At 62.8% G+C, this 21,658-nt stretch carries 17 protein-coding genes; 13 read left to right on the top strand and 4 right to left on the bottom strand.

Annotated features, from left to right (window positions below; translation table 11 throughout):
* The first annotated feature begins 176 nt into the window (after positions 1–176).
* From FB009_RS01250 to FB009_RS01240, 3 genes are all read left to right on the top strand, one after another.
* Entirely contained in the window at positions 177–917 is a 741-nt protein-coding gene (locus tag FB009_RS01250; protein ID WP_012061285.1) for a hypothetical protein, read from the top strand.
* Between the two features lie 23 nt (positions 918–940).
* Positions 941–1,741: an EAL domain-containing protein gene (locus FB009_RS01245; RefSeq protein WP_012061286.1), complete on the top strand. Its 801-nt coding sequence runs from the start codon at positions 941–943 to the stop codon at positions 1,739–1,741.
* Between the two features lie 161 nt (positions 1,742–1,902).
* Positions 1,903–2,634, top strand: a complete 732-nt coding sequence (locus tag FB009_RS01240) for a L,D-transpeptidase (protein WP_012061287.1) — start codon at positions 1,903–1,905, stop codon at positions 2,632–2,634.
* A gap of 2 nt (positions 2,635–2,636) precedes the next feature.
* On the opposite strand, the gene FB009_RS01235 is transcribed toward FB009_RS01240, so the two are convergent.
* Both FB009_RS01235 and FB009_RS01230 read right to left on the bottom strand, forming a co-directional pair.
* Positions 2,637–3,752, bottom strand: coding sequence for a GNAT family protein (locus FB009_RS01235; RefSeq protein WP_012061288.1), 1,116 nt, complete (start codon positions 3,750–3,752; stop codon positions 2,637–2,639).
* A complete protein-coding gene (locus FB009_RS01230; protein ID WP_024311180.1) occupies positions 3,749–4,477 on the bottom strand; it encodes a N5-glutamine methyltransferase family protein in 729 nt (242 codons plus the stop codon). Before FB009_RS01230 ends, FB009_RS01235 begins: the two co-directional genes overlap by 4 nt.
* A 263-nt stretch (positions 4,478–4,740) precedes the next feature.
* Between FB009_RS01230 and FB009_RS01225 the strand changes: the two genes are divergently transcribed.
* The 10 genes from FB009_RS01225 (at position 4,741) to FB009_RS01180 (ending at position 17,324) form a co-directional block, all read left to right on the top strand.
* Positions 4,741–6,048 carry a lipopolysaccharide biosynthesis protein gene (locus tag FB009_RS01225; protein ID WP_012061290.1) on the top strand — a complete coding sequence of 436 codons (1,308 nt, stop codon included), beginning with the start codon at positions 4,741–4,743 and terminating at the stop codon, positions 6,046–6,048.
* Positions 6,045–7,193, top strand: a complete 1,149-nt coding sequence (locus FB009_RS01220) for a hypothetical protein (RefSeq protein ID WP_012061291.1) — start codon at positions 6,045–6,047, stop codon at positions 7,191–7,193. The genes FB009_RS01225 and FB009_RS01220 overlap by 4 nt, the downstream gene beginning before the upstream one ends.
* 282 nt (positions 7,194–7,475) lie before the next feature.
* Positions 7,476–9,089 (top strand): GumC family protein, encoded by a 1,614-nt coding sequence (locus tag FB009_RS01215; protein ID WP_018209954.1) that lies wholly within the window; start codon positions 7,476–7,478, stop codon positions 9,087–9,089.
* Positions 9,090–9,103: 14 nt separating this feature from the next.
* On the top strand, positions 9,104–10,435 hold the full coding sequence (locus FB009_RS01210; protein ID WP_018209953.1) for an O-antigen ligase family protein: 1,332 nt from the start codon (positions 9,104–9,106) through the stop codon (positions 10,433–10,435).
* Positions 10,428–11,183, top strand: a complete 756-nt coding sequence (locus tag FB009_RS01205; protein ID WP_012061294.1) for a polysaccharide deacetylase family protein — start codon at positions 10,428–10,430, stop codon at positions 11,181–11,183. Before FB009_RS01210 ends, FB009_RS01205 begins: the two co-directional genes overlap by 8 nt.
* 10 nt (positions 11,184–11,193) lie before the next feature.
* Positions 11,194–12,423 carry a glycosyltransferase family 4 protein gene (locus tag FB009_RS01200; protein ID WP_101804884.1) on the top strand — a complete coding sequence of 410 codons (1,230 nt, stop codon included), beginning with the start codon at positions 11,194–11,196 and terminating at the stop codon, positions 12,421–12,423.
* Between the two features lie 229 nt (positions 12,424–12,652).
* A complete protein-coding gene (locus FB009_RS01195; protein ID WP_225996815.1) occupies positions 12,653–13,750 on the top strand; it encodes a glycosyltransferase family 4 protein in 1,098 nt (365 codons plus the stop codon).
* The gene (locus FB009_RS01190) at positions 13,747–14,136 is read left to right on the top strand and encodes a hypothetical protein (protein WP_012061297.1); all 390 of its coding nucleotides are present in this window, start codon (positions 13,747–13,749) and stop codon (positions 14,134–14,136) included. Before FB009_RS01195 ends, FB009_RS01190 begins: the two co-directional genes overlap by 4 nt.
* Before the next feature lie 33 nt (positions 14,137–14,169).
* Positions 14,170–15,168, top strand: a complete 999-nt coding sequence (locus FB009_RS01185; RefSeq protein ID WP_012061298.1) for a glycosyltransferase family 2 protein — start codon at positions 14,170–14,172, stop codon at positions 15,166–15,168.
* Complete coding sequence (locus tag FB009_RS01180) at positions 15,165–17,324, top strand: hypothetical protein (RefSeq protein ID WP_018209952.1); 2,160 nt, start codon at positions 15,165–15,167, stop codon at positions 17,322–17,324. The genes FB009_RS01185 and FB009_RS01180 overlap by 4 nt, the downstream gene beginning before the upstream one ends.
* Before the next feature lie 2 nt (positions 17,325–17,326).
* On the opposite strand, the gene FB009_RS01175 is transcribed toward FB009_RS01180, so the two are convergent.
* Both FB009_RS01175 and FB009_RS01170 read right to left on the bottom strand, forming a co-directional pair.
* Complete coding sequence (locus FB009_RS01175; protein WP_024311183.1) at positions 17,327–20,524, bottom strand: efflux RND transporter permease subunit; 3,198 nt, start codon at positions 20,522–20,524, stop codon at positions 17,327–17,329.
* A gap of 2 nt (positions 20,525–20,526) precedes the next feature.
* Positions 20,527–21,648 carry an efflux RND transporter periplasmic adaptor subunit gene (locus tag FB009_RS01170; RefSeq protein WP_012061301.1) on the bottom strand — a complete coding sequence of 374 codons (1,122 nt, stop codon included), beginning with the start codon at positions 21,646–21,648 and terminating at the stop codon, positions 20,527–20,529.
* Positions 21,649–21,658: the final 10 nt, after the last annotated feature.

The following is a 21,658-nucleotide window of genomic DNA, read 5'->3' as shown; positions in this document are numbered from 1 at the left end:
CCTTGGTCATAGCGCAAATTGGACTTTTGACGTCTGCACCCACGGACCTAAGTCCTATCAACCGACGCATTGGTCCCGGGACCGTGGAACCCGCCCCAGTTGCACGTTATCGCTTCATCAATTGGTTGAGAACGTCGGCTGCCAGCTGCGGCCGCGGCATCAGATAGGAGGCCCCCATGCCTGTTTCCAAAATCGTCGGAAGAGGACTCATTGCGCTGGCGCTTGCAGGAGCGCCTCTAGCGGGCGTTGCGCCTGGAATGTCGGACATCGCCTTTGCCAAAGGTGGCAATGGTAATGGTGGCGGCAATGGAGGTGGCGGAGGCAACGGCGGTGGCGGTGGCAATGGTGGCGGCCATGGCAAGAGCGGAAGCCAGGGGAGCCACGGCAAAAGCGGAAGCCACACAAAGGCCCGCGCGGATTCCGGCAAATCAGGCGGCGAACGCGCTGGCACGCCGCGTTTCCTCCAGGGGCTCTTCAAGCAGGGCAAGAAGGCCGAACGTCCGACGACCGGCAAGGCGGTTAAGGCGGCCAAGGCTAACGCTATCGCAAAGGCTGTTCCCACGCCGAAGCCCAAAAACCCTCAGGCCGAAATGGCAAAGCTGAGCTCTCTCGGCAGGAACTATCACGCTTACCTGAATTCGAACGATCCGCGGATGGCGGCGATCTCCGCCTATGCTATCGCCTATGCGGAGTTCGAGGCCGAATTCGGCTCCGATGTCATTCCGACCGATCCGGCGCTCAGCGACGAAGCGCTGCGCGAGGCCATCGCAAGCTTCACGAATGGCGGCGAGGTTACGGACGCCACTCTCGAGGACGTGAAGGAGACGCTCGGCGTTGGCTCATCTGTCGGAAAGATAGATCAGATCCGCGAACATCTCCTCGACACGACAGATGATGAAGTCATCATGACCGAATAACGCGGAACGGGGCACGTCACGGCATGGACCACCTGAGAAGATTCAACCACGTCGTCGGTGCCGTGACCCAGGCGATGCGGGAGGGCCGGCTGGGCTTTTCCCTACAGCAGGTCAATCCGATCGACGAGGCGGGGGCAGTGTTTTATTCGCAATGCCTCGGCCGCCTCGTGGAGCGCGACGGTGAGGTCAGGACAAGCGACGAGTTCACTGCGTTTCTCGAAGCGTCGGGGCGTGTCGCGTCATACGATCGCTACATGGTCGGCCTCGCGTTGGAATGGCTCGAGTGTAATCCGTCGCACGTCCTTGGCTGCAAAATTTCTACCGGAAACATCTTCGACGAGCACGCCTGGTCCGAGTTTCACGATCTGCTTTCGCGCAATCGCGAGATGGCTCCGCGCCTCGTCCTCGAGATATCGGAGAGCCTGCCATTGGCGACCTTGCCCACTGCAGTGGCGTTCTTGGAGGGCGTGCGCGCGCTGGGCTGCAAAATTGCCCTGGACAGTTTCGGAACGGGACACTCGACGCCAGAGTCGCTGCTGTCCTTTTCAGTCGATATCGTGAAACTGGACGCATTCTTCATCGGCCGCGGCGGGAAAGACTTCCTCCATCATCTGGTCGGGCTCGCTTCCTGCGTTGCGCCGATGGTGGTCGTGGAGGGTGTCGAGACCTACGCGCAATTCGAAGTCGCAAAAAGGGCGGGAGCAACGCATGTGCAGGGCTTCCTTCTGTCGGAGCCGACCTTGTATCCCGTCTATTGCGGCCAGCCGGCGCCGCCGCTGGCCGCCCTCCACAGCACCGCGGGATACCGTCAGTTGCATTCCTGACGAAGCGATCTGCGACCATTTCACCTTTGCATCTCCCACGATCCTCCGCTCGATGCCGCAGGTATCGAACATGTGATCGACGGTGAGTTTGGGAATCCGCGAGACTCAGCTAAACCGTCGGCAGGCGATTTTCGCTTTCTCATTCCACCTACCTGGCTGAGATGTTTAGCAAAATGCAATTACAAAGGCGCACGTTCCTTCTCGGAGCGATGTCCGCAACCGCAGCCCTTGCGGGATGTACCACGTCGATGCCCGCGACTGAGCGCGCTCCCGTGCCGCGTCTGGTGAGCCGCCCGCTGGGGTTGCCGGGCGATGCCGAACTGGAAGCCCGGTATGCAGCCGTGGAAGATGGCGGGCACCTGATCCCGGCCGTTCCCTACAGACAAATGGATCCGAAATATCTTCGCCAGCGTGTACCGGATCCGACCGGCGAACCGGCGGGAACCGTCGTGGTCGATACGCCCGGGCGCTATCTTTATCTTGTCGAGCCCGGCGGGACGGCGATGCGCTACGGAGTGGGAATTGGCCGGGAGGGATTTGCCTGGGAGGGCGATGGAATCATCCATTGGCGCCAAGCCTGGCCGCGCTGGAAGCCGCCGGCCGAGATGATCGCCCGCAGGCCGGAGCTTGCGGAATATTCGGTCGAGAACGGCGGCATGGCGCCGGGCATCAAGAACCCCTTGGGAGCGCGCGCGCTTTACATCTTTCAGAACGGGCGGGACACGCTCTATCGCCTGCACGGTACGCCTGAGTGGAACTCGATCGGCAAGGCGACATCGTCGGGATGCGTCCGCCTCGTCAATCAGGACGTCATCGATCTTTACAAGCGCGTGCCCTATCACGCGCGGATAGTTGTCTATCAGACGCCGCTGATTGCGCAGGGCCAGGCCTGAGTTCACTCGAACCGGCTGCCGATCAACCGGCTCCAGTGTTCCCCGGCCAGCCCGTTGATGAAGCCCTGTGCGTGGCGGAAGGCGTCGACGAGTTCTTCCTCGCGGGAGTGGACGACGGTCGAGGCGGCATGGACGAAGCCAATGCGGCGACCCATCATGGCCTCCAGCAGGGCCGGCTGGGTTCGGCCGCGAACTGCCGCAGCACCGCGGCCGGCCGCGTGCTCTATCAGGCAATCGAGCACCGGCCCCGCCTGTCCCGACAGAGCGAGGACCTGGAGCACGCGGGCTGTTCCGCCGGGCTGGAGATGGTAGAAAAACGCGCCGACGGGCGCACCGCTCCGGGTCTTCAGGGCCGCGAATACCGGCTCGCCGAATAACGGCTTCTTCTCAGCATCTTCGAGGATATGCTCGAGCTGGCTCTCGGCCCAGGCCGGCTGTATGGCAAACTGTCTGGTGAGCGGTGCAAAGAGCTCGGCAAAGCCATGTCGGTCAATCTCGGCGACCTGGAGCGATCCCTGGGTGGTTGCGGCCGCGGGCACGCCAGACCAGCGCAATTCGCCGCGCCCCATCTTGCCGCGATAGCGACGGTCGAATGCATGCGCCAAGGGCACGAGCGCGCGGACCGGGCGCAGCCTGCTCGCGACGAGGTCGAGGGCGAAGGATGCCGGGCGGATGACGCGCACCCAGTCCAGACTGTATTGTGGAAGCACGATACCCCGCAGCTTCGTCCACATCTGCGTCGAAACCTCGCTGGCGGTTTCGCTGAAGGAGAGGTCCTGCGGTCCGGCAAGGAAAGCTTTCAGCAGCCGCGCGCCGGCCATCGGGTCGCCTTCGCGGCCTTCGACCATCAGTGAGCCGCAGATAGCGGCGCGCAGCCGCCGGCCACGATAGGTCATCGGAAGAGTGTTCGCCCCGACGAATCCCGATACGCGGCCGTCGTCATTGACGTGCACGAGCGGGCGGATGTCCGGGTCGGTGCCGGGCGCATCGACATAGAGCCGCCGCAGGTAGGCGACGAACGCAGCCGGGGGCTCCTCTTCCCTGTTGCGAAAGACCTTCTGGAAGAGCCGCGCGACAGCCGGGATGTCCTCGGCTGCAAGCGAACGGATCTGGCTCATCTGATTTCCCAGTCCGCTGCGGCAGTCGGGCCGGCCAGCCTGCGTACCCGTGCCACGCGCGGCTTGCCGGCCGCATCCGTCGCGAAAGAAACCGCGTCATAGGCTTTCGTCCGCGCAAGCAGGGCGGCGGTCTGACGATCCTGTCCCTCTCCGAATTCGAAGAGGAGCCAACCGCCGGGCTTGAGAAAGGCGACGGCTTCGCGGATCAGCCGCTGATGGATGGATATGCCGTAGGGGCCGCCGTCGAAGGCCTCCCGCGGCTCGCTCGCGAGAAGATGCGCGCTGTCGCTCTCGAGGCGGGATGTCGAGATATAGGGCGGATTGCAGACGATCATGTCCACGGCTTCCTCGAGGCCCTCTCCTGCCAGGGCGGCGAAGAGGTCGCCCTGCCGGACGAAGACCCGATCGCCGAGCGCGAGGCGCTCGACATTGCGCCGTGCAAGCGCGACCGTGCTGTCCGTCAGATCGGCGCCCCAGACGCGTGCGAGCGGCACCTCCGCGGCAATGCCCAAAGCGAGATTCCCGGAACCGCAGCACATGTCGACCACGGTCGCCGGCCGGGCCGCCTCGCGCAGGATTGCTGCGGCGGTCCTCCCCAGCAGTTCCGTCTCCTCCCGTGGCACGAGCACGCCCGGTGCGAGTTCGAGGTCGATGTCCATGAAATGCACGAGCCGCGGTGCGCGACCCTCGGTCCGGCCGTCAAGATGATTGTCGCCCTGCAGCACGAAGGCTCCTTCGGTTGTCGGAGTGGGTGATCGTTCCGGGGCACAGTAGCGCGTCGAGGTAAACGGAAGCTGAAATGAAGGCGGCTCCCGGCGGCGGATCGAGGGGAGCAGCACTCCCGGCTGACGTTAACCGGCCAATCATTTCTGTGTGCTAGAGCGGTGCAATCGGCGAGGGCGCCTTCCAACAAGTTGAGACGCGGGACGGGGGCGGAAGACCGCGCGGACTTTTCCTCATCCCGCTCCAGGACAGTCAGGCAGATCGGATGGCCACGGACGGTGTAACGGAACAGCGCGGATACAAACCATTCCTGCCGATGCTCATGTCCTATGTCGCCTCCGGCGGCAGTCTGGTACTAGGCTCTGCGGCGCAGCTCCTCACCTTCGCTATCCTCGCACGTTGGCTCGGTGTCCACGAGTTCAGCGTCTTCGTCGCCATCACTGCCGTCGCCAACATTGCCGTCCATCTCTGCGGGCTGGGAGCAATGGAGTGCCTCGTGCGGCGCGTCGCACGCGACCGTGCGATCTATCCGCAAATGCTCGGACACAATATCATCCTGACGTCGGGGAGCGGGGCGGCTCTGGTGCTTCTGGGAGCGGTGGTCCTGCCGTTCTTCTTTACGCTTTCGCCAGATCGTATGACGAACGTCGCCGTGATCACGCTCATGCTGGTCACCAATATCCTTCTGGTCCGGGTTATTGTCCTTACGGAGCAGATATTTATCGCTCATACGGACTTTGCCTCTGCAAACAAGGTCGTCGTCGGTTTTGCGGCGGCCCGAACGGTCGCGGCGGCACTCGCCTGCATCGCCTTCGGTGCGACCACCGTCGCATCCTGGGCGGTCTGGCAGTTTCTCTGCCACGTCCTCGTGGCGGTCTGTTGCATGTGGTCCGTCCGGCTGCTCGGCGCGCCCAGCTACCGTCTCGTGCGGGAGGAACTCCCGCAGGGCCTCTATTTCAGCATTCCGTTTATCCTGCGTGCGTTGCGCCAGAATGCCGATCTGCTCGTGCTGAGTCTCGTCACCACGGCTGAGATCGTTGCGAGCTACAGTGTCGCCCGGCGCATATTGGAGAGCAGCTATCTTTCCGTGGAGGCGTTGAACCGGCTCATTTATCCGGGCTCTGCGCGGGCCACGGCGGCGGGACTTCACCACGCACTGCAGCGAGTGCGCAGGGTGCTCGCTGCAGCCACCGTGATCAGTCTCGCTGCGGCCGTCACGGTATTCGTTCTGGCGCCGATCCTGCCTTATCTCTTCGGCAAGGAGTATCTTTCGCTGGTGGGCTTTGCCAGAACACTCTGCTGGGTCGTGGTGCCGCTCGCCATGTGGTCGGTCGCGGTCGAGGCACTCGGCGCCTCCGGCGATCACGCCGCTCGCGCCGCCGTTATGGGCTTCGGCAGCATCGCAGGTACCGGCCTCGCCGCATGGGCGAGTTGGTACGCGCCGCCCGCCGGGACTTTCATATCCTTTTATGTCATCGAAATCGCGATGGTCGTCGCGTCATGGAGCGTGTTCCTGCATTTTGTGCGGCGCGACCGCCAGGCGGCAATCACCTTCGGGAGCGGCAGCGCATGACGATCGAGGTGGAGGAAATCCGCGCGTCGGAGAATATTCCGGCCGGTGCAGGGCCGCGCCGCAACATCCGCCCCATGACACCCGGCGATGTCCCTGCAGTTGGACGGCTGTTCAACAGAATTTTTCGAGGGCATGATCGCGCGCCCGGGGACGATCTTGGCCGGTATATAGAGACGGTCTTCTTCGGCAGCCCCCAATATCATCCCGACCTCGGCAGCGTCGTGCACGAGAATGCTGCCGGCGGCATAGACAGCGCCATTCTATCGGTGCCGATGGCCTTTATGGTCAATGGTCACCCGATCACGGCGCGTCTTCTCTGCGCCTTCATGGCGGAGAGCAAGGCGGGAGCCGTCGGAGCGGCTCGTCTTGCGCGCAGCATGCGGGCGGCTCGCCAGGACATGTGCTTCTCCGACAACGCGTCACCGGTAAGTGCCGACCATTGGGCGGCGGGAGGCGGTCTCGTTCTGCCGATCCAGAGCCTGGAATGGCAGCGTTCGTTTTTGCCCCTGACGGCCGCGGCGATACTTGCCAGCCGCCATCTCCCTGTCGTGGGCTCGCCTATTCTCCTCGGCATCCTTGGCCTGGTCGACCGCGCTCTGCGGCGGCTGCGGCCCTCGATGCGGCCGAAGGCCGAGGGCGCTTGCAGGATAGAGCCCGCCGGCGTCGAGGAGTTCCTGGAATGTGCGATGCCCATGCTGGAACGCTTCGCGATCCGGCCGGCCTGGTCGAAATCCGAATTCGATTGGCTCGTGCACATTGCATCGATGAACCGAAGCCTCGGGGCGCTAGAGTGCCGAAAGGTCGTTCTGGCGGACGGCCGCACGATCGGTGCATTTCTTTTTTTCCGCAAGCCGACGGGCATCGCCACGGTGCTCAATCTGGTCACGGAGGAGGGGCGTGAACGCGATGTCGCCGCGGCGATGTTCGCGCGGCTTGACGCGGAAGGCTATGCATTGGCTGTCGGCATGGCTCAGCCTTTCCTGATGAACGCGATATCGCGCCAGCGATGGTTGTCTTTCCGGCACCGGGGTTATTTCTGTTTGGTGACCCGTCATGCGGAACTCCGGCAGGCGGCAGAACGCAACGACATCTATATCGGCGGCCTCGCATCGGAGACCTGGAGCCGGCTGCTGACCGATTTTTAAGGCCGGTGGTCCCAGGATTGATGATGGTAACTCCGGTGTCGCCGAAATCAGCGACATCGCAACTTAATCGTTGATTGCAGCATCCGAACGCCGTTGCCGGCGAAGCCTGTCCGTTTTTTCAAGGGCCTTAAAACAGCGTGGCAGGAAGCCCTGCCCCAGAGGTTACCACCCGAAAACGCCGCTTAACCGAATATTCACCCTGCAAGCACTAAATCTGCGTGGGGCATTCTGCTTATGAAGCAATAAGCAGATGGGTGGCGACAAGGGTGTGGGGAAAAGCGGATGTATCGGCGCAGCGAGCCCGAGGGACAGGGATTACGCCATGGAAGGCCTTCTCAGCGCCTTCGCCCGGCTGGGGGTTCGTTGCTTGACTTCGTGCCGGCCTCGGCGGAAGAGACTGCTCCTCCCGAAGAGGCGCGCACTCTAGAGAAGGTTGGCGCCTCCGTCCGTGTCGTGGATCTGCCGGCTCCGAGCCATAACGCACGCGCTCCTGAGGAGCCGGCGTCCGCCGCCGATTTCTTCCCGCAACTCCACCTTTTAGGCAGCATCGGGATCAACGACATCATCGTCTGGCTTCGCGACGGGATCCGCTGGATCGTCATCGCGCTCCTCCTCTCCGGTGCCGCGGCTTTCGCTTATGCCGTGACGGCGACGCCGCGATACACCGTTTACACCGACCTCGTCGTGGACCCTTCCAATCTCAACGTCGTAAGCGACGACGTTTTCACGACCAATCCGCAGCGAGACGCGCAATTGCTGGAGGTCGAAAGCAAACTCCGGATCCTGACATCGCGCAATGTGCTCCAGCGCGTGATCGACGAGCTGCGGCTTTCCGAAGACCCGGAATTCGTCAAGCCGACCTTGCTGGACTGGCTGAAGGCGCTGCTTGCCCCGCGGGACGGTAAGACAGACAAGGAACTGGCGGCCATGCGCGTCCTGTCGGAGAGGGTCGAAGCGCGCCGGGAGGAGCGCTCTTTCGTCGTGGTCCTGAAGGTCTGGAGCGAGGAGCCTGCCAAAGCCATCGCCCTTTCGGACGCGATCGTCGAGGCGTTCGAGGCGGAACTGTTCCAGTCGTCCGCCGAGAGTGCCGGCCGGGTGGCGCAGAACCTGAACGCACGCCTCGATGAACTGCGCCGCAACGTCACCGAGGCGGAAAGGAGGGTTGAGGACTTCCGCCGCCAGAACGGTCTGCAATCCACCAATGGCGAGCTCGTCAGCAATCAGCTTTCGAGCGAGCTCAACACGCAGGTTCTGGACGGTCAGCAGCGCTTCATTCAGGCGGAAACGCGCTACAGGCAGATGAGCTCCGCCGTTGCCGGGGGCCGGACCGCCAGCGCTTCGGTGTTCGAGTCGGCCAACATGACCGATCTGCGCCAGCAGTATAATGCCTTGCAGCAGCAGATAGGATCAATGCAGCTTACCTATGGAGAGCGGCATCCGCGGCTCGTCGCCGCCCGCTCCGAGCGTGCGACGCTGGAAACCGCGATGAAGGATGAAGCCCGCCGCATTCTGGAGCGCGCAAAGGCCGATTTCGATCGGGAGCGAAAGGCGCTCGCTACGCTGCGCGGCAAGGCGGACAACGAAAAATCGAACGTCTTCACCGATAATCAAGCCCAGGTGCAGCTTCGCGACCTCGAGCGCGACGCGCGCAGCAAGGCGGCGATCTACGAAACGCACCTGGCACGCGCACAGCAGATCACCGAGCGCCAGCAGATCGACACAACCAATGTCCGCGTCATCTCGCGCGCCCTGCCGCCGAATGCGCGAAGCTGGCCGCCTCGTACCCTGGTTCTCCTGATCGGCGGCGCCTTTCTGGGTCTCGCCCTCGGAATTGCTACGGCCCTCGCCCTCGGCCTTTGGCGGTTCCTTCGCGGCAAAACGCGCGCGGCTGCCTGAGGGGCCCTGTCAGGATGGATCGCGGGAGCTACGCAAAGGCCGAGCGGACGAGTGGATCGACGGCACGTGTCGGGACCGCCCTCTTCATCGCGATTTTCCTGTTCTTCTGGATTTCCATCAACCCCTTCGTGGACTTGACCGGCGAGGCGGTGCTGGATCCTTCCGCCGGAAATTCCAACCGGCTGAACCAGATCATCTCGCTCCTGCTTTTCGCCGGCATGCTCTGTTACGGACTGATCCATCCCTTGCGGGAAACTATTCTGCGGCCCCGGTTGCTGCTGGCGATCCTCTATTGTTGGTTCATCGTCGTTTCGCTGATCTCGGCTCATCCGATGCTCGGCATCAAGGGCGTGATCCTTTCCGTAATGGTCACCGTCAATGCCAGCATCTACCTCTTGCTGCCCACTTCGGAACGCCACTTCGCCAGGATGCTCGGTATCGCCATCCTCGTCATGCTGAGCGTCGCCTATTACGGCATCGTCTTCAACCCGTCGCTCGCCATCCACCAAGCCACGGAACTGCGCGAACCGATGAATGCAGGTTTGTGGCGAGGTCACTTCCCTCACAAGAACAGCGCCGCGGCTGCGATGGTGATCGCAGCCTTCATCGGCCTCTTCGTCATGAACGCCTGGTCGCGCGTCGCCGGCATCGCCATCGTCGCGCTTTCCTTCGTCTTCCTCGTCAATACCGGGGGGAAAACGTCTACGGCAATGCTGCCGGCGATTCTGCTGGTCGCCTTCCTTTTCGAAAAGGTGCGCTTCCTTCGCATCCCGATTGCCGTTGGCGGCGTCGGCCTGTTCAATCTGTTCGCCGTCGGCTCGGCCGTCATTGTTCCCTTGGGTGAATTCATCAACGGTCTCGGCGTTGACGCAACCTTTACCAATCGCGCCGATATCTGGCGTTTCGCCTTCGGCGCGCTCGCCGAACAGCCCCTCACAGGATATGGCTTCAAGGCTTTCTGGCAGACGGAAGAACTCGTCTATAGCGGCGGCACGGTCGAGACCTGGGCCGTCGCGGCCGCCAACGGACATAACTCCTACCTCGATATCGCCCTGATGACGGGATTTCCCGGACTCGCCCTGACCCTGATCTGGATACTCTTCCTACCGCTCCGCAACATTGCGCGAATCGCTCCGGAGCGCGAACACACGCATCTGACGAGGCTCTTCGTTCGCATATGGCTCTACACGATCTTCAATGCCGGCCTCGAGAGCCTCTTCTTCGAGGGAGGAAGCCTTCTGTGGTTCACGTTCATGGTCGCGCTCTACGGACTTTCCCTGCAATCCAGCGCGGAACTCGCGGCCGTTCCGGCGCGCGCTCGTGAGGGGAGGCTCGTGCATGCTTGAGAGGCAAAGCAGGATCGGACCACTTGTCGACAGGCTTGCGAACCGGGCGATCTGGAAACTGGCGCGGTCGCGCCGGCTCTTGGAAACGGACGTTCCGCTCGTCTCCTTTACTTTCGACGATGTGCCCGACAGCGCGCTTGGCGCAGGCGCCGCCGTCCTGGAGAAATACGAAGCCCGAGGCACCTTCTATATTGCAGGGGGGCTTGCCGGGCAGGTGGAACCTGACCGACGGCTGATCACGCCCGAAGGATGCGGCGAGCTGCTCGCCCGCGGACACGAAATCGGCTGTCACACCTTTTCGCACCGCAGATTGCGCGATATTGCCGGCCTCGGTGCCGATCTCGACCGCAATGACGCCTACCTGAAGCGCGTCGGCGTCTCGCCCGGTGCCTCGAATTTTGCTTTCCCCTACAATGCCGCCTGGCCGTCCGCACGGGCCGAGCTCCGCCGCCGCTACCGGACCTGCCGGGCAGCGGGCGAGGCTATCAACCGTGGCGCCGTAGACCCGATGATGCTGAAGGGTGTCGAGATCCGCCAGCCGGAGCACGAGGCGCGCGCTTTGACAAGCTGGATAGACGATGTCGTCGAGCGTCCCGGCTGGCTGATCTTCTTCACCCACGACATCGCCATGCAGCCGACCAGTTACGGCTGCACTCCGGAAACCTTCGACCATCTGGTCCGTTACGCCGTCGAAAAAGGATGCTGCATCCTGAGAGTCGATAGCGCCGCTGACCGGATCGGCTGGTGAGGAGGTCCAGGTGACCCGAAAACGCCTCCTTGCGATCAACAACTATTTCTATCGCCGCGGCGGCGCGGAGGCAGTCTTCTTCGACCATATGAGCATGTTCGGCGAGATCGGCTGGGACATCGTCCCTTTCGCCATGCAGCACGATCTCAACGAGCCCTCGCCCTGGTCGGACTACTTTGTCTCGGAGATAGAATATGGCCGCCGGACCGGTCTCCTGCGGAAAGCCGTGCAGGCGGCGAGCGTCATCTATTCGCTGGAGGCGCAACGAAATCTCGGCCGGCTGATCGAGCGCGCTCGTCCTGCGGTAGCGCACGCACACAACGTCTACCACCATCTGTCGCCCGCCATCTTCTCCACTTTGAAGGCAGCCGGCATTCCCGTGGTAATGACGGTCCATGACCTGAAGCTTGCCTGCCCCTCCTATAAGATGCTTCGCGACGGCAAGGTGTGCGAGGACTGTCGCGGCGGCAGGGTCTACAACGTGCTGCGCCATCGCTGCGTGAAGGGATCGGCCCCGCTGAGCGCCGTCGTGCTCGCCGAAACGCTGCTGCACCGCTTGCTTGGACTCTATCGGGACAAAGTGGACCGGTTGGTCGTACCCAGCCGGTTTTATCTGGAGAAGCTCGCCGAATGGGGCTGGCCGCGCGAAAAGATGGTCCACATCGCTAATTTCGTCGACGTCACAAATCTTTCCGTTCATCGGCAGGAGAGTGATTATTTCGCCTTTGCCGGGCGCCTGGCACCGGAAAAGGGCCTCACGACCCTGATCAGGGCGGTTGCCCTGTCGAAACAGCGGCTCGTCATTGCCGGCAATGGACCGGAGGAGCAGGCCCTTCGCGGGCTAGCAGCCGAACTTGGGGCGGATGTGAGCTTTGCCGGCTATCTCTCGGGGGAGAGGCTGCACAGGCTGATCGGCGAGTCGCGCGCACTCGTCCTCCCGTCGGAATGGTACGAAAACGCTCCCATAAGCGTGCTCGAAACCTACGCGCTCGAGCGACCGGTGATAGGCGCAGCGATCGGTGGAATTCCCGAAATGGTGAAGGAGGGCGAAACCGGCCTGTTGGCCGCTCCGGGGAACGTCGAAGACCTTGCCAGAGCGCTACGCGAAATGGCGGCACTCTCGCCCGCGGCACGCGCGCGCATGGGGACCGCTGGCCGATCGTGGGTCGCGACCGAATTCTCCGCCGCCGCCTACCGGGAGAGGACACTCGATCTCTACGCGGGAATCGGTGTTGCCTGAGGGTGGAGCCGCCTTCCGTCTGATTATCGGTCAATTCGCTACGAATTTAACGACGATCTTACAGAGGTGGTAAGTCGCCCACTCGTAAAAGTGCGAAATGGGTCATCCCTGGGGCGGAACAACCATGAGCAGAAAATCGGAGACCTCCGGAGATCGTCGTCCGGCACAGGCGGATGCGTTGACTTTGACGGGTCGCCAGGCGGCGAGAGTCGCCAAGCGCCGGCGCGTGATGATGCTTGGGCTTCGCGGCATCCCGAATGTCCAGGGCGGCGTCGAAAAGCACGTGGAGATGCTTTCCTCCCGGCTGACAGGGCATGGCTGGGAGGTCGAGGTCGTCGGCCGACGGCGCTATCTGCCGGTCTCCGGGCCGCATCTCTGGAATGGCGTTCGCGTCTCGCCTCTCTGGGCTCCGCGCATGATGGCGCTCGAAGCCATTATTCATACCTTTCTCGGCATATGCTTCGCCGCCATGCGGCGTCCCGATGTCCTGCACATCCACGCCGTCGGTCCGGCACTCCTCGTGCCGCTTGCCCGGCTCATGCGGCTGAATGTCGTCGTGACCCACCACGGTTACGATTACGATCGGCAGAAATGGGGCGCCTTTGCCAAGAAGATGCTGCGGACAGGCGAACGGATGGGCATGCGCCTCGCCCATGGGCGCATTGCGATCTCAAGGGAAATCGCGGAGACGATGGGCGAACGCTATCGCGTGCCGGTTGCCTTCGTGCCGAATGGCGTTGCCGTTTCGCATTGCGACGTTGAAACCGGGGTTCTCGGCGAATTCGGGCTTACACGCCGTCGCTACATCCTGCTTGCAGCGCGGCTCGTGCCGGAGAAGCGGCAGATCGATCTCATCAAGGCCTATGCAAAACTGGGAAATACCGGATTCAATCTCGTGCTCGCGGGCGGTGCCGAATTCGAGAGCGCTTACGAAGACGAGGTAAGGGCGCTGGCCAGCCGCGTACCGGGCGTCGTTCTGACGGGGTTCCAAACCGGCGATCGTCTGGCGGAGCTCTTCGCCAACGCGGCGCTCTTCGTTCTGCCGTCCAGTCACGAAGGCATGCCGATCGCGCTTCTGGAGGCCATGGCTCACGGCCTCCCGGTTCTGGCAAGCGACATCGTCGCCAATCGCCAGCTCGACCTGCCCGCGGGCGACTACTTTCCGCTTGGCGATATCGATGCTCTTGCGTCCGCCATTTCTGAAAAGACTGCCACGTCCCTGGATGAACAAGAGGTGCTCGCGCAGACTGAACGCGTCGAGTCAGCCTATAGCTGGTCGAGCGTGGCCTTGAAGACGCTCGATGTCTACCGGGCGGTGACGAAATGAATCTCAGGCGGATTGCATCCCTTCTTGCGTGGTCTCTTCTTTGCGTCATCGCCTATTCGACCCTTTCGCCCCTCGACCTGCGCCCGCATATGGGCAGTTCGGTGCAGATCGAACGGTTCGGCGCATTCGGCCTGACGGGTCTCATGTTCGCGGTCGCCTATCCCAGGCGTTTGCCTTCCGTTCTGGCGATCGTACTGGCGGCTGCGGTCGGGCTTGAATTCATGCAGATGCTTGCTGCCGACCGTCATGCGCGGCTGATCGACCTTGCGGTCAAAGTGGCTGGTGGTGGCTGCGGCGTCGCTGCCGGCTGGCTGCTCGTTCGACAGTGGCAACGCTCTCGGCCTGAGATCACCGGAATAAACCGACACGCGAAATTGCGCGGATAGAACGTCGCCGCGACGCGCGATTTGGGGGCTCTCTTGAACGTATCCGTTATCATCAAGACATTGAATGAAGAAAAGCGAATTGCCGCGACTATCGAAAGCGCGCTTGCGGCGCTTGAAAGGACCAGCGGCGAGGTCGTCATCGCCGATAGCGGCTCCTCGGACCGCACGATCGAGATCGCCTCGCAATACCCGGTCGTGATCGCCCAGATCGTGCCTCCCGCGCGGCCGAGCTGCGGTATCGGCCCGCAGCTCGGTTTTCAGCACTCCCGCAAGGACTACATCTGTCTCATAGACGGCGATATGCTGCTGGACGAGACGTTCCTCGAAGACGCCATCCGATTCCTGGCCGAACACCCTGCAATTGCCGGCGTTACCGGACGTGTCGAGGAAATGCACATCTCGAATCTCGAATTCGCGCGCCGCGTCAGCCGCAATGCGCCTGAGAACCGGACGGGTGCGGTCGATCGCATGAACGGAGGCGGGCTCTACAGGCGGAGTGCCATCGAGAGCGTCGGCTACCTTTCGGATCGCAACCTTCACGGCTACGAGGAGTTCGATTTGGGCATCCGCCTCAGGAGCGCGGGTTGGGGGCTCTATCGCCTCGATCGCCGGTTCGTCAGGCACTTCGGCCATACGGTCAACTCTTACCGGCTGCTCGTGCGCCGCTGGAAAAGCAAGTACCTCTTCGGTATCGGCGAACTTCTGCGGGCATCGCTCGGCAAGCCCTATTTTTTTCAGCTCCTGCACGAGTTGCCGGAGTTGAAGCTCTGGGGGGGCGTTTATCTCTGGTGGCTAGCCTGCCTTGGCCTGATCCTGTTTCTGCCCGACACGCTCCTGGCAATGGCCGCCGTCTGCCTGAGTTTCGCGGGTGCGGTCCTGCTCGTTAGTTTCCGAAAGGGCGGTCTCAGCATGGGGCTGTATACGGTCGTCGCCTGGTTTTTCCATGCCGCCGCGCTTCCTATCGGTCTGCTGCGAAGGCGGCGGCAGCCGGCAGAGCCGATCGAAAGCAGAATTTTCGGAACGGCGACATGAGAAGATGTTTCCTGGTGGCGGCCCTGCTTTGCACGTGGTTCCCGGACGCGGGCGCCTCAGACCAGTGGGTGCCCGTCCGCGATGTCTCACTCGAACTTCGCACCGGCAGCCCCCTCGATTTTTCATCCTTGCTGCCGAATGCCGCGATCGTTGCGGATCGGCGAATCGTTGCTGGTCCGGGCGGCCGGCTGGCCTTTGCCGAGGCTCCGGAAAAGCCGGTCAGAATGCTGTGCGCTTCGCTCGCCTGGAGCCCCGCTTCCGGCGGTTTCCCGGATCACGAGGCCGCCGACCGCTACGCCCGCCAATTGGCGATGCACGGCTACAACATCGCCCGGCTGCATTTCGTCGATGCGAGCCTGATGTTCGGCCGGCAGAGGGACTTCGATTTCGATCCCGAGACGCTCGACCGCGTCCACTACCTGCTGGCGGCGTTGAAGCGCCACGGAATCTACTGGATTATCGACGGGCTGTCGTCGTCCCGCGGCGCCTATGGCGGCTATGACGACCGCTGGGACGCCCACGGAGATCTCAAGCTCGGGCTGCACCTGGACCGTGATGCAATTGCGCATTGGCGCGTTCTGCAAGAGAAGTTCCTGTCGCGCGTCAATCCCTATACCGGGACGGCAACCATCCGGGACGACGCGCTCGCGCTCGTGATCCTTGCCAATGAAAACGGCATCGAGTTCGACAGCGTCGTGCATGAGCGGCCCGAAAGGCCCGGCTATGATGAGGCACTGTCCGGACCTTTCAACCGTTGGCTTTTGTCGCGCTACGGGTCGACGGAGGCGCTCGCGCGCGTCTGGGGCGTTCTCGACGCCGGCGAGCGGCTCGAAACCGCATCGGTGAGGCTCCCCGCCAACCGCTATGCGGACGAACCACGGATGCGCGATCTGCAAGCCTTCTTTGTAGAGACGGAACGCGCCTCCACCCTGCGCATGAGCAAAGTCCTGCGCGATCTCGGCTATCGCGGCCTGATCAGCACCTACAACAACTGGCCGACGGTGCAGACGGCCCTCAGCCGCCGCGATCTCGATGCCGTCACGATGAACACCTATCACGACTGGGTCGGCGGCTATTCTCCCGGAAGCGCACAGACGCAGGACAGCTCGCTTGCCGGCGGCGCCAACTACATGCGCATGATCGCCGCGGCGCGATGGCTCGGCAAACCCTTTATCGTCAGCGAATACGACCATCTTTTCTGGAACCGCTATCGTTACGAGGCAGGACTGGCAATGCCGGCCTACGCTGCGCTCCAGGGGTGGGACGTGCTCTGCCGGCACGGCCACGGGCCGATCGCGCTCGCCTATGGCGAACCCTTTGCGCACAAGAGGGCGATGCTGCCCTATGCGATTGCTCTGGACCCGGTGGCGCGTGCCGGCGAGACGCTCAGCGCACTTTTGTTTCGCCGCGGAGACGTCGCGACCTCGGCGCTCACCATTCCCTTCGCCGTTCGGGGGGAGGAGGATCTCAGCGACGACATGCAGGCGCGTGAGCCGGAAAACCTGACGGATCTTGCGCTCGTCGGGCGCATCGGCCTGCTTCCGGTAAACGGTTTTGACCGCGAAACAGGCGTCTCGCAACCACGTGAGCAGGACGCCGGAACAATTCTCGCAGCGCTTCGCGACCATGCTGCGCTCGCGGCTGAAAACCGGACCGATGTCGCGAGCGGACTTTACGAAAGCGAAACGGGGCAGATCCTGCTCGACCGCCGGATCGGACAGCTCCGTGTCTCGGCTCCCGCAACGGAAGCTGCAGCCTTCTCCTCTTTGCGCGAGCCGATCGAGCTCGGTTTCATGCGCATCGCACAGGCGGACGGAAACGGGCTTGTGGCGATCTCGGCCATCGACGCCGAGCGCACTCTTTCGCAAAGCCGGCGTCTGCTGCTGATCTTTGCGACCGATGCCCAGAACAGCAACATGGTCTTTCGCGACAGTGATGAGAAGGTGATCGAGGACTTCGGCGAGTTGCCGGTAAGAATTCGAAAAAACTATGTCGACCTCGAATTGTCGCGGACCGCCGGCAAATGGAGCGTGTCACCGGTCGGCCTCGACGGCACCGTCTACCCGCCCGTGGACAGGGGCAGCGGGCGCGTCGCTTTCCGTCTCTCGAACGATACGCCCTACGGGCCGACCACCTATTTTCTCGTGGAGATGTAGGTTCAGTCTGCAACGTTCCGGTCGCGCTCGATGGATTCCTCCAGTTCGCCCTTGCGTGGAGCCTCGACCGCCGCGTGTGACGACAGGCCGGCAAGCTTATGCCCCCTTTCCCGCAGCCATTGGAACACGACATAGAGCGCCGGAATGATGAAAATCCCGAGGAGTGAAGCGGCGAGCATGCCGCCGGCGACGCCCGTGCCGACCGCACGGCGGCTGAGCATGCCGGCGCCTTCGGCCGTGACGAGCGGCACCAGTCCGACGATGAAGGCGAAGCTGGTCATCATCACGGCACGAAAACGGGTGCGCGCGCCTTCGACTGCGGCATCGACGATAGGCACGCCTTTCTCTCTTTGGAACTTTGCGAATTCGACTATCAGGATCGCGTTCTTGGAGGCGAGAGCGATCAACACGACGAGACCGATCTGTGCATAGATATCGAAGGAGAGCCCGGCGAGGAGCACTGCGACAAGAGCGCCGGCCACACCGACGGAAACCGAAAGCAGAACCGGAATTGGGATCGTCCAGCTTTCGTAAAGTGCCACAAGGAACAGATAGGCGAAGAAGACGGCGAGCGCCAGGATCACAGTTGTCTGGCCGGCGGCCTCCAGTTCCTGCAGCGCCGTCCCCGTCCACTCGAAACTGTAGCCCGGCGGCAGTGTGGCGGCGGAGATTTGTTCCATTGCCGCAAGAGCCTGCCCGGAGGACACGCCGGGTGCCGGTTGACCGTTGAGGGTGATCGAGCGGTAATTGTTGTACCGGACGATCGACTGCGGTCCGACGATATAGTTTACCCGGGCGACCGAGGCTACCGGCACCATGTCGCCTGCAGCGTTGCGCACATGCAGCCGGGAGATGTCTTCGACCGCATCGCGATCGGTCTCGGCCGCCTGCATCGTGACCTTCCAGCTCCGGCCGAAGAGGTTGAAGTCGTTGACGTAATAGGATCCGAGCGTCCCCTGTAGCGTAGCGAAGAGGTCACTTACGGAGACCCCGAGCGCCTGCAGGCGATCGCGGTCGAGATCGAGATAAAGCTGCGGCGAGCTCGCCGAATAGGTGCTGAAGGTCGGCCCGAGTTGCGGGTTCTGGTTGGCGGCCACCATCAATCCGCCGGCCGTCGCCGCAAGCTCGGCCGGTGATCGGCCCTGCAGGTCCAGCAATTGGTATTCGAAGCCGGAGCCGGTGCCGAGACCGATGATGGGTGGCAGGTTGAAGGCGAAGACCTGGGCGTTTCGGATTGCCGCGCCTTGCGCCATGACGGTGGCGATCGCCGCGTTGACCGAGGCGGTTTCGCTCTCTCGTTCCGCGAATGGCTTCATCGTCACGATCGCGAAAGCGCTGCTCGACTTGGCAATGCCGTCGAGGAAGCTATAGCCGGTGACGGTGGTAACGTTCGCCACCCCTTCGATGCTGCCGAGCAGGCTTTCGACCTGGCGCACGACGGCGTCCGTCCTGTTGAAGGATGCCCCCTCAGGGAGGCGGATTTCCGCGAAGAAAGCGCCCTGGTCCTCGCTCGGAAGAAAGCCGGTCGGAACGACCCGGAACAGCCAGCCGCTGGCGCCGATCGCGACCGCCAGCAGAACCAGGCCGAGGATGGCTCTGCGGGCAATGCCTCCGGCAAGATGGGCGTAGCCGTTACGAGTGCGGTCGATGCCGCGCGATATCCAGCCGAGAACGCCGCGTTTCGGTCCGTGATGCGGTTTCAGGAGAATTGCGCACAGCGCCGGACTCAGGGTCAATGCGTTGATGGCGGAGATGACCATCGAGACCGACACGGCGACGGCGAATTGCTGGAAAAGCTGGCCGCTCAGGCCCGGAATGAACGCGACCGGCACGAAGACCGAAAGCAGGACGAGCGTGATGGCAACGATCGCGCCGGTGATTTCGCCCATCGCAAGACGCGAGGCCTCCGCCGCACTCATGCCGGGGTTCTCTTCCATCACACGTTCGACGTTTTCCACGACCACGATCGCGTCATCGACGACGATGCCGATCGCGAGCACCAGAGCGAGAAGCGAGACCGTATTCAGCGAGAAGCCCATCGCCAGGATCACCGCAAAGGTACCGACGAGAGCCACCGGAACAGCGATGAGCGGGATCAATGTGGCGCGCCAATTGCCGAGAAAGAGGAAGACGACGATGATGACGAGGGCAAAAGCCTCGAGGAGTGTGTGCTCGACATTCTCGACGCTGGCCTGGACGAAGTCCGAGGTGTCGTAGGAGACGGTATAGGTGAGGCCCTCCGGGAATGCTGCGGAAAGGCGCTCCAGAGCCTGTTGCACGCCCTCCGTGGCGGCGAGCGCATTGGCGCCCGGTGCCTGATAGGTGCCGATCATCGCCACCGGTTTGCCGTTGATGCGGGCAGTGGAGTCTGAGCTCACCGACCCCAGCTCGACGTGTGCGACGTCGCGAATGCGGACGAAGGAACCATCCGCTCCGGCCCTCAGCACGACGTCTCCGAACTGGGCTGGATCGGTCAGCCGGCCCTGCGTCTGGATGTTCAGCTGGAACAGCGGGTCATCCGTCATCGGTTGGGCGCCGATGCGGCCGATCGCAGCCTGGACGTTCTGGGCCTTCAAGGCGTTGATGACGTCGGTCGGCGTCAATCCCAGATTAGTCAGCCGGTCGATGTCGAGGACGATCCGCATCGAATAGTCCTGAGCGCCGAAAAGCGTTGCGTCGCCGACGCCCGGTACGCGCTTGATCGTGTCGAGCACGTTGATCGTCGCGTAGTTCGAGAGAAACAGATTGTCGAATTCGTCATTCTCGCCGTGAATGGCGATCACCTGCATCAGCGAGGAGGATCTCTTCTGGACGCTGACGCCGCTCTGCTTGACTTCGGCCGGAAGCACCGGCTCGGCAAGTGCCACGCGGTTCTGCACATTGACCGTGGCGATGTCCGGATCGGTGCCGACGGCGAAGGTGACCGTCAACGAGTAGGTCCCGTCGGCGCCGCTCGTCGATTTCATGTAGAGCATGTCGTCGACGCCGACCACCTTGCTCTCGATAGGCTGAGCGACTGTGGCCTCGACCACGTCTGCGCCGGCGCCGGGATAGCTTGCCGTTATGCTGACCTGCGGCGGAACGATATCCGGAAACTGCGCGACAGGCAGTCTCGTCAGAGCAATCAGTCCGGCGAGGGTGAGCACGATGGAAATGACCGCGGCAAAGCGCGGGCGATCGATGAAGATTTCGGAAATCATGTTCAGCCGCCCGTCGTCGTGGCCGTGACGGCATCTACGGTAATCCCCGGTCGCACCTTGCCGACACCTTCCGTGATGACGTTCTCGCCCTCCTTCAACCCCTTGGCGACGACGGCCTGACCGCGGCTGGATCGACTGACCTCTACCCGGCGAAGCTCCACCTTGGAGTTGGCGTCGACCACCATGACGAATGCACCCTGCTGATCGCGCTGCACCGCCTGCTGCGGGACCGCGAGCACGTCCTGCCGGTCGGACTGCTCGAGAACGACCCTGACGAGTGTGCCGTCGAGGAGGACCCCGCCCGGATTGGGAAACTGGGCGCGCACGGTGACGGTGTCGGTGCCCTGGGAGACGGTGCTGGCGACGAAATCGATGGTGCCTTTTTGTGGGTACTCGGTGCCGTTAGGAAGGACGATGCTGACATTGGCGCCGCCGGAGATCTCACCTTTTTCCACGCGTTCCCGGTAGGAGAAGTAAAGCGAGGTCGCGACTGGAAATTCCGCATGGATCGGATCGAGGCGCGTCAACGTGACGAGAGTTCCGCTTTCGGGGGTAACGAGGGCGCCGACATCGACGGCGGTGAGGCCGACGACACCATCGAAAGGCGCGAGGATTTTGGTATAGGAAAGGTTGAGTTCGGCCGTCTGCTTGCTGCCCTTGAGACGCAATATATCGGCCTCGGCCTTTTTCAGCTGCGCGTTCGCCGTGTCGAGTGTCGCCTGAGCGACCGTGTTGGTTGCGATCAGCCGCTGTGCGCGGTCACGCTCGAGAATCGCAAGGTCCCTTTGGGCCTCCGCCGCCGCTATCGAACCCTCGATCTCCTGCAGGGCGGCGCGATAGGCGCCGTCCTCCACCTGGTAAAGCGCGGTTCCGGCGGAGACCTTCTGCCCATCCTCGAAGTTAACCTTTTCGATGAAGCCGGACACGCGGGCGCGCATGTCCACCTTCTGGATCGCCACGACCGTGCCGGTCAGATCGACGCTTTCGCGCAGGTCCATGACCGCGGCCGGCGCCACCGTGACGGCTGGAGGGGGCTGTTGCGCATCAGCGGTTCCCACGACGAAGTCGGCGGCCGCCAGTAGCCCGCATGAAAGGACTGCAGCCAATACCCTCGAAACGCGCATGCAACGCTCC

It is taken from the genome of Sinorhizobium medicae (assembly GCF_007827695.1).
In the GTDB taxonomy this organism is placed as follows: domain Bacteria; phylum Pseudomonadota; class Alphaproteobacteria; order Rhizobiales; family Rhizobiaceae; genus Sinorhizobium; species Sinorhizobium medicae.
Note: the sequence above shows the minus strand (reverse complement) of the source record. Positions and strands in the feature narration are given on the sequence as shown.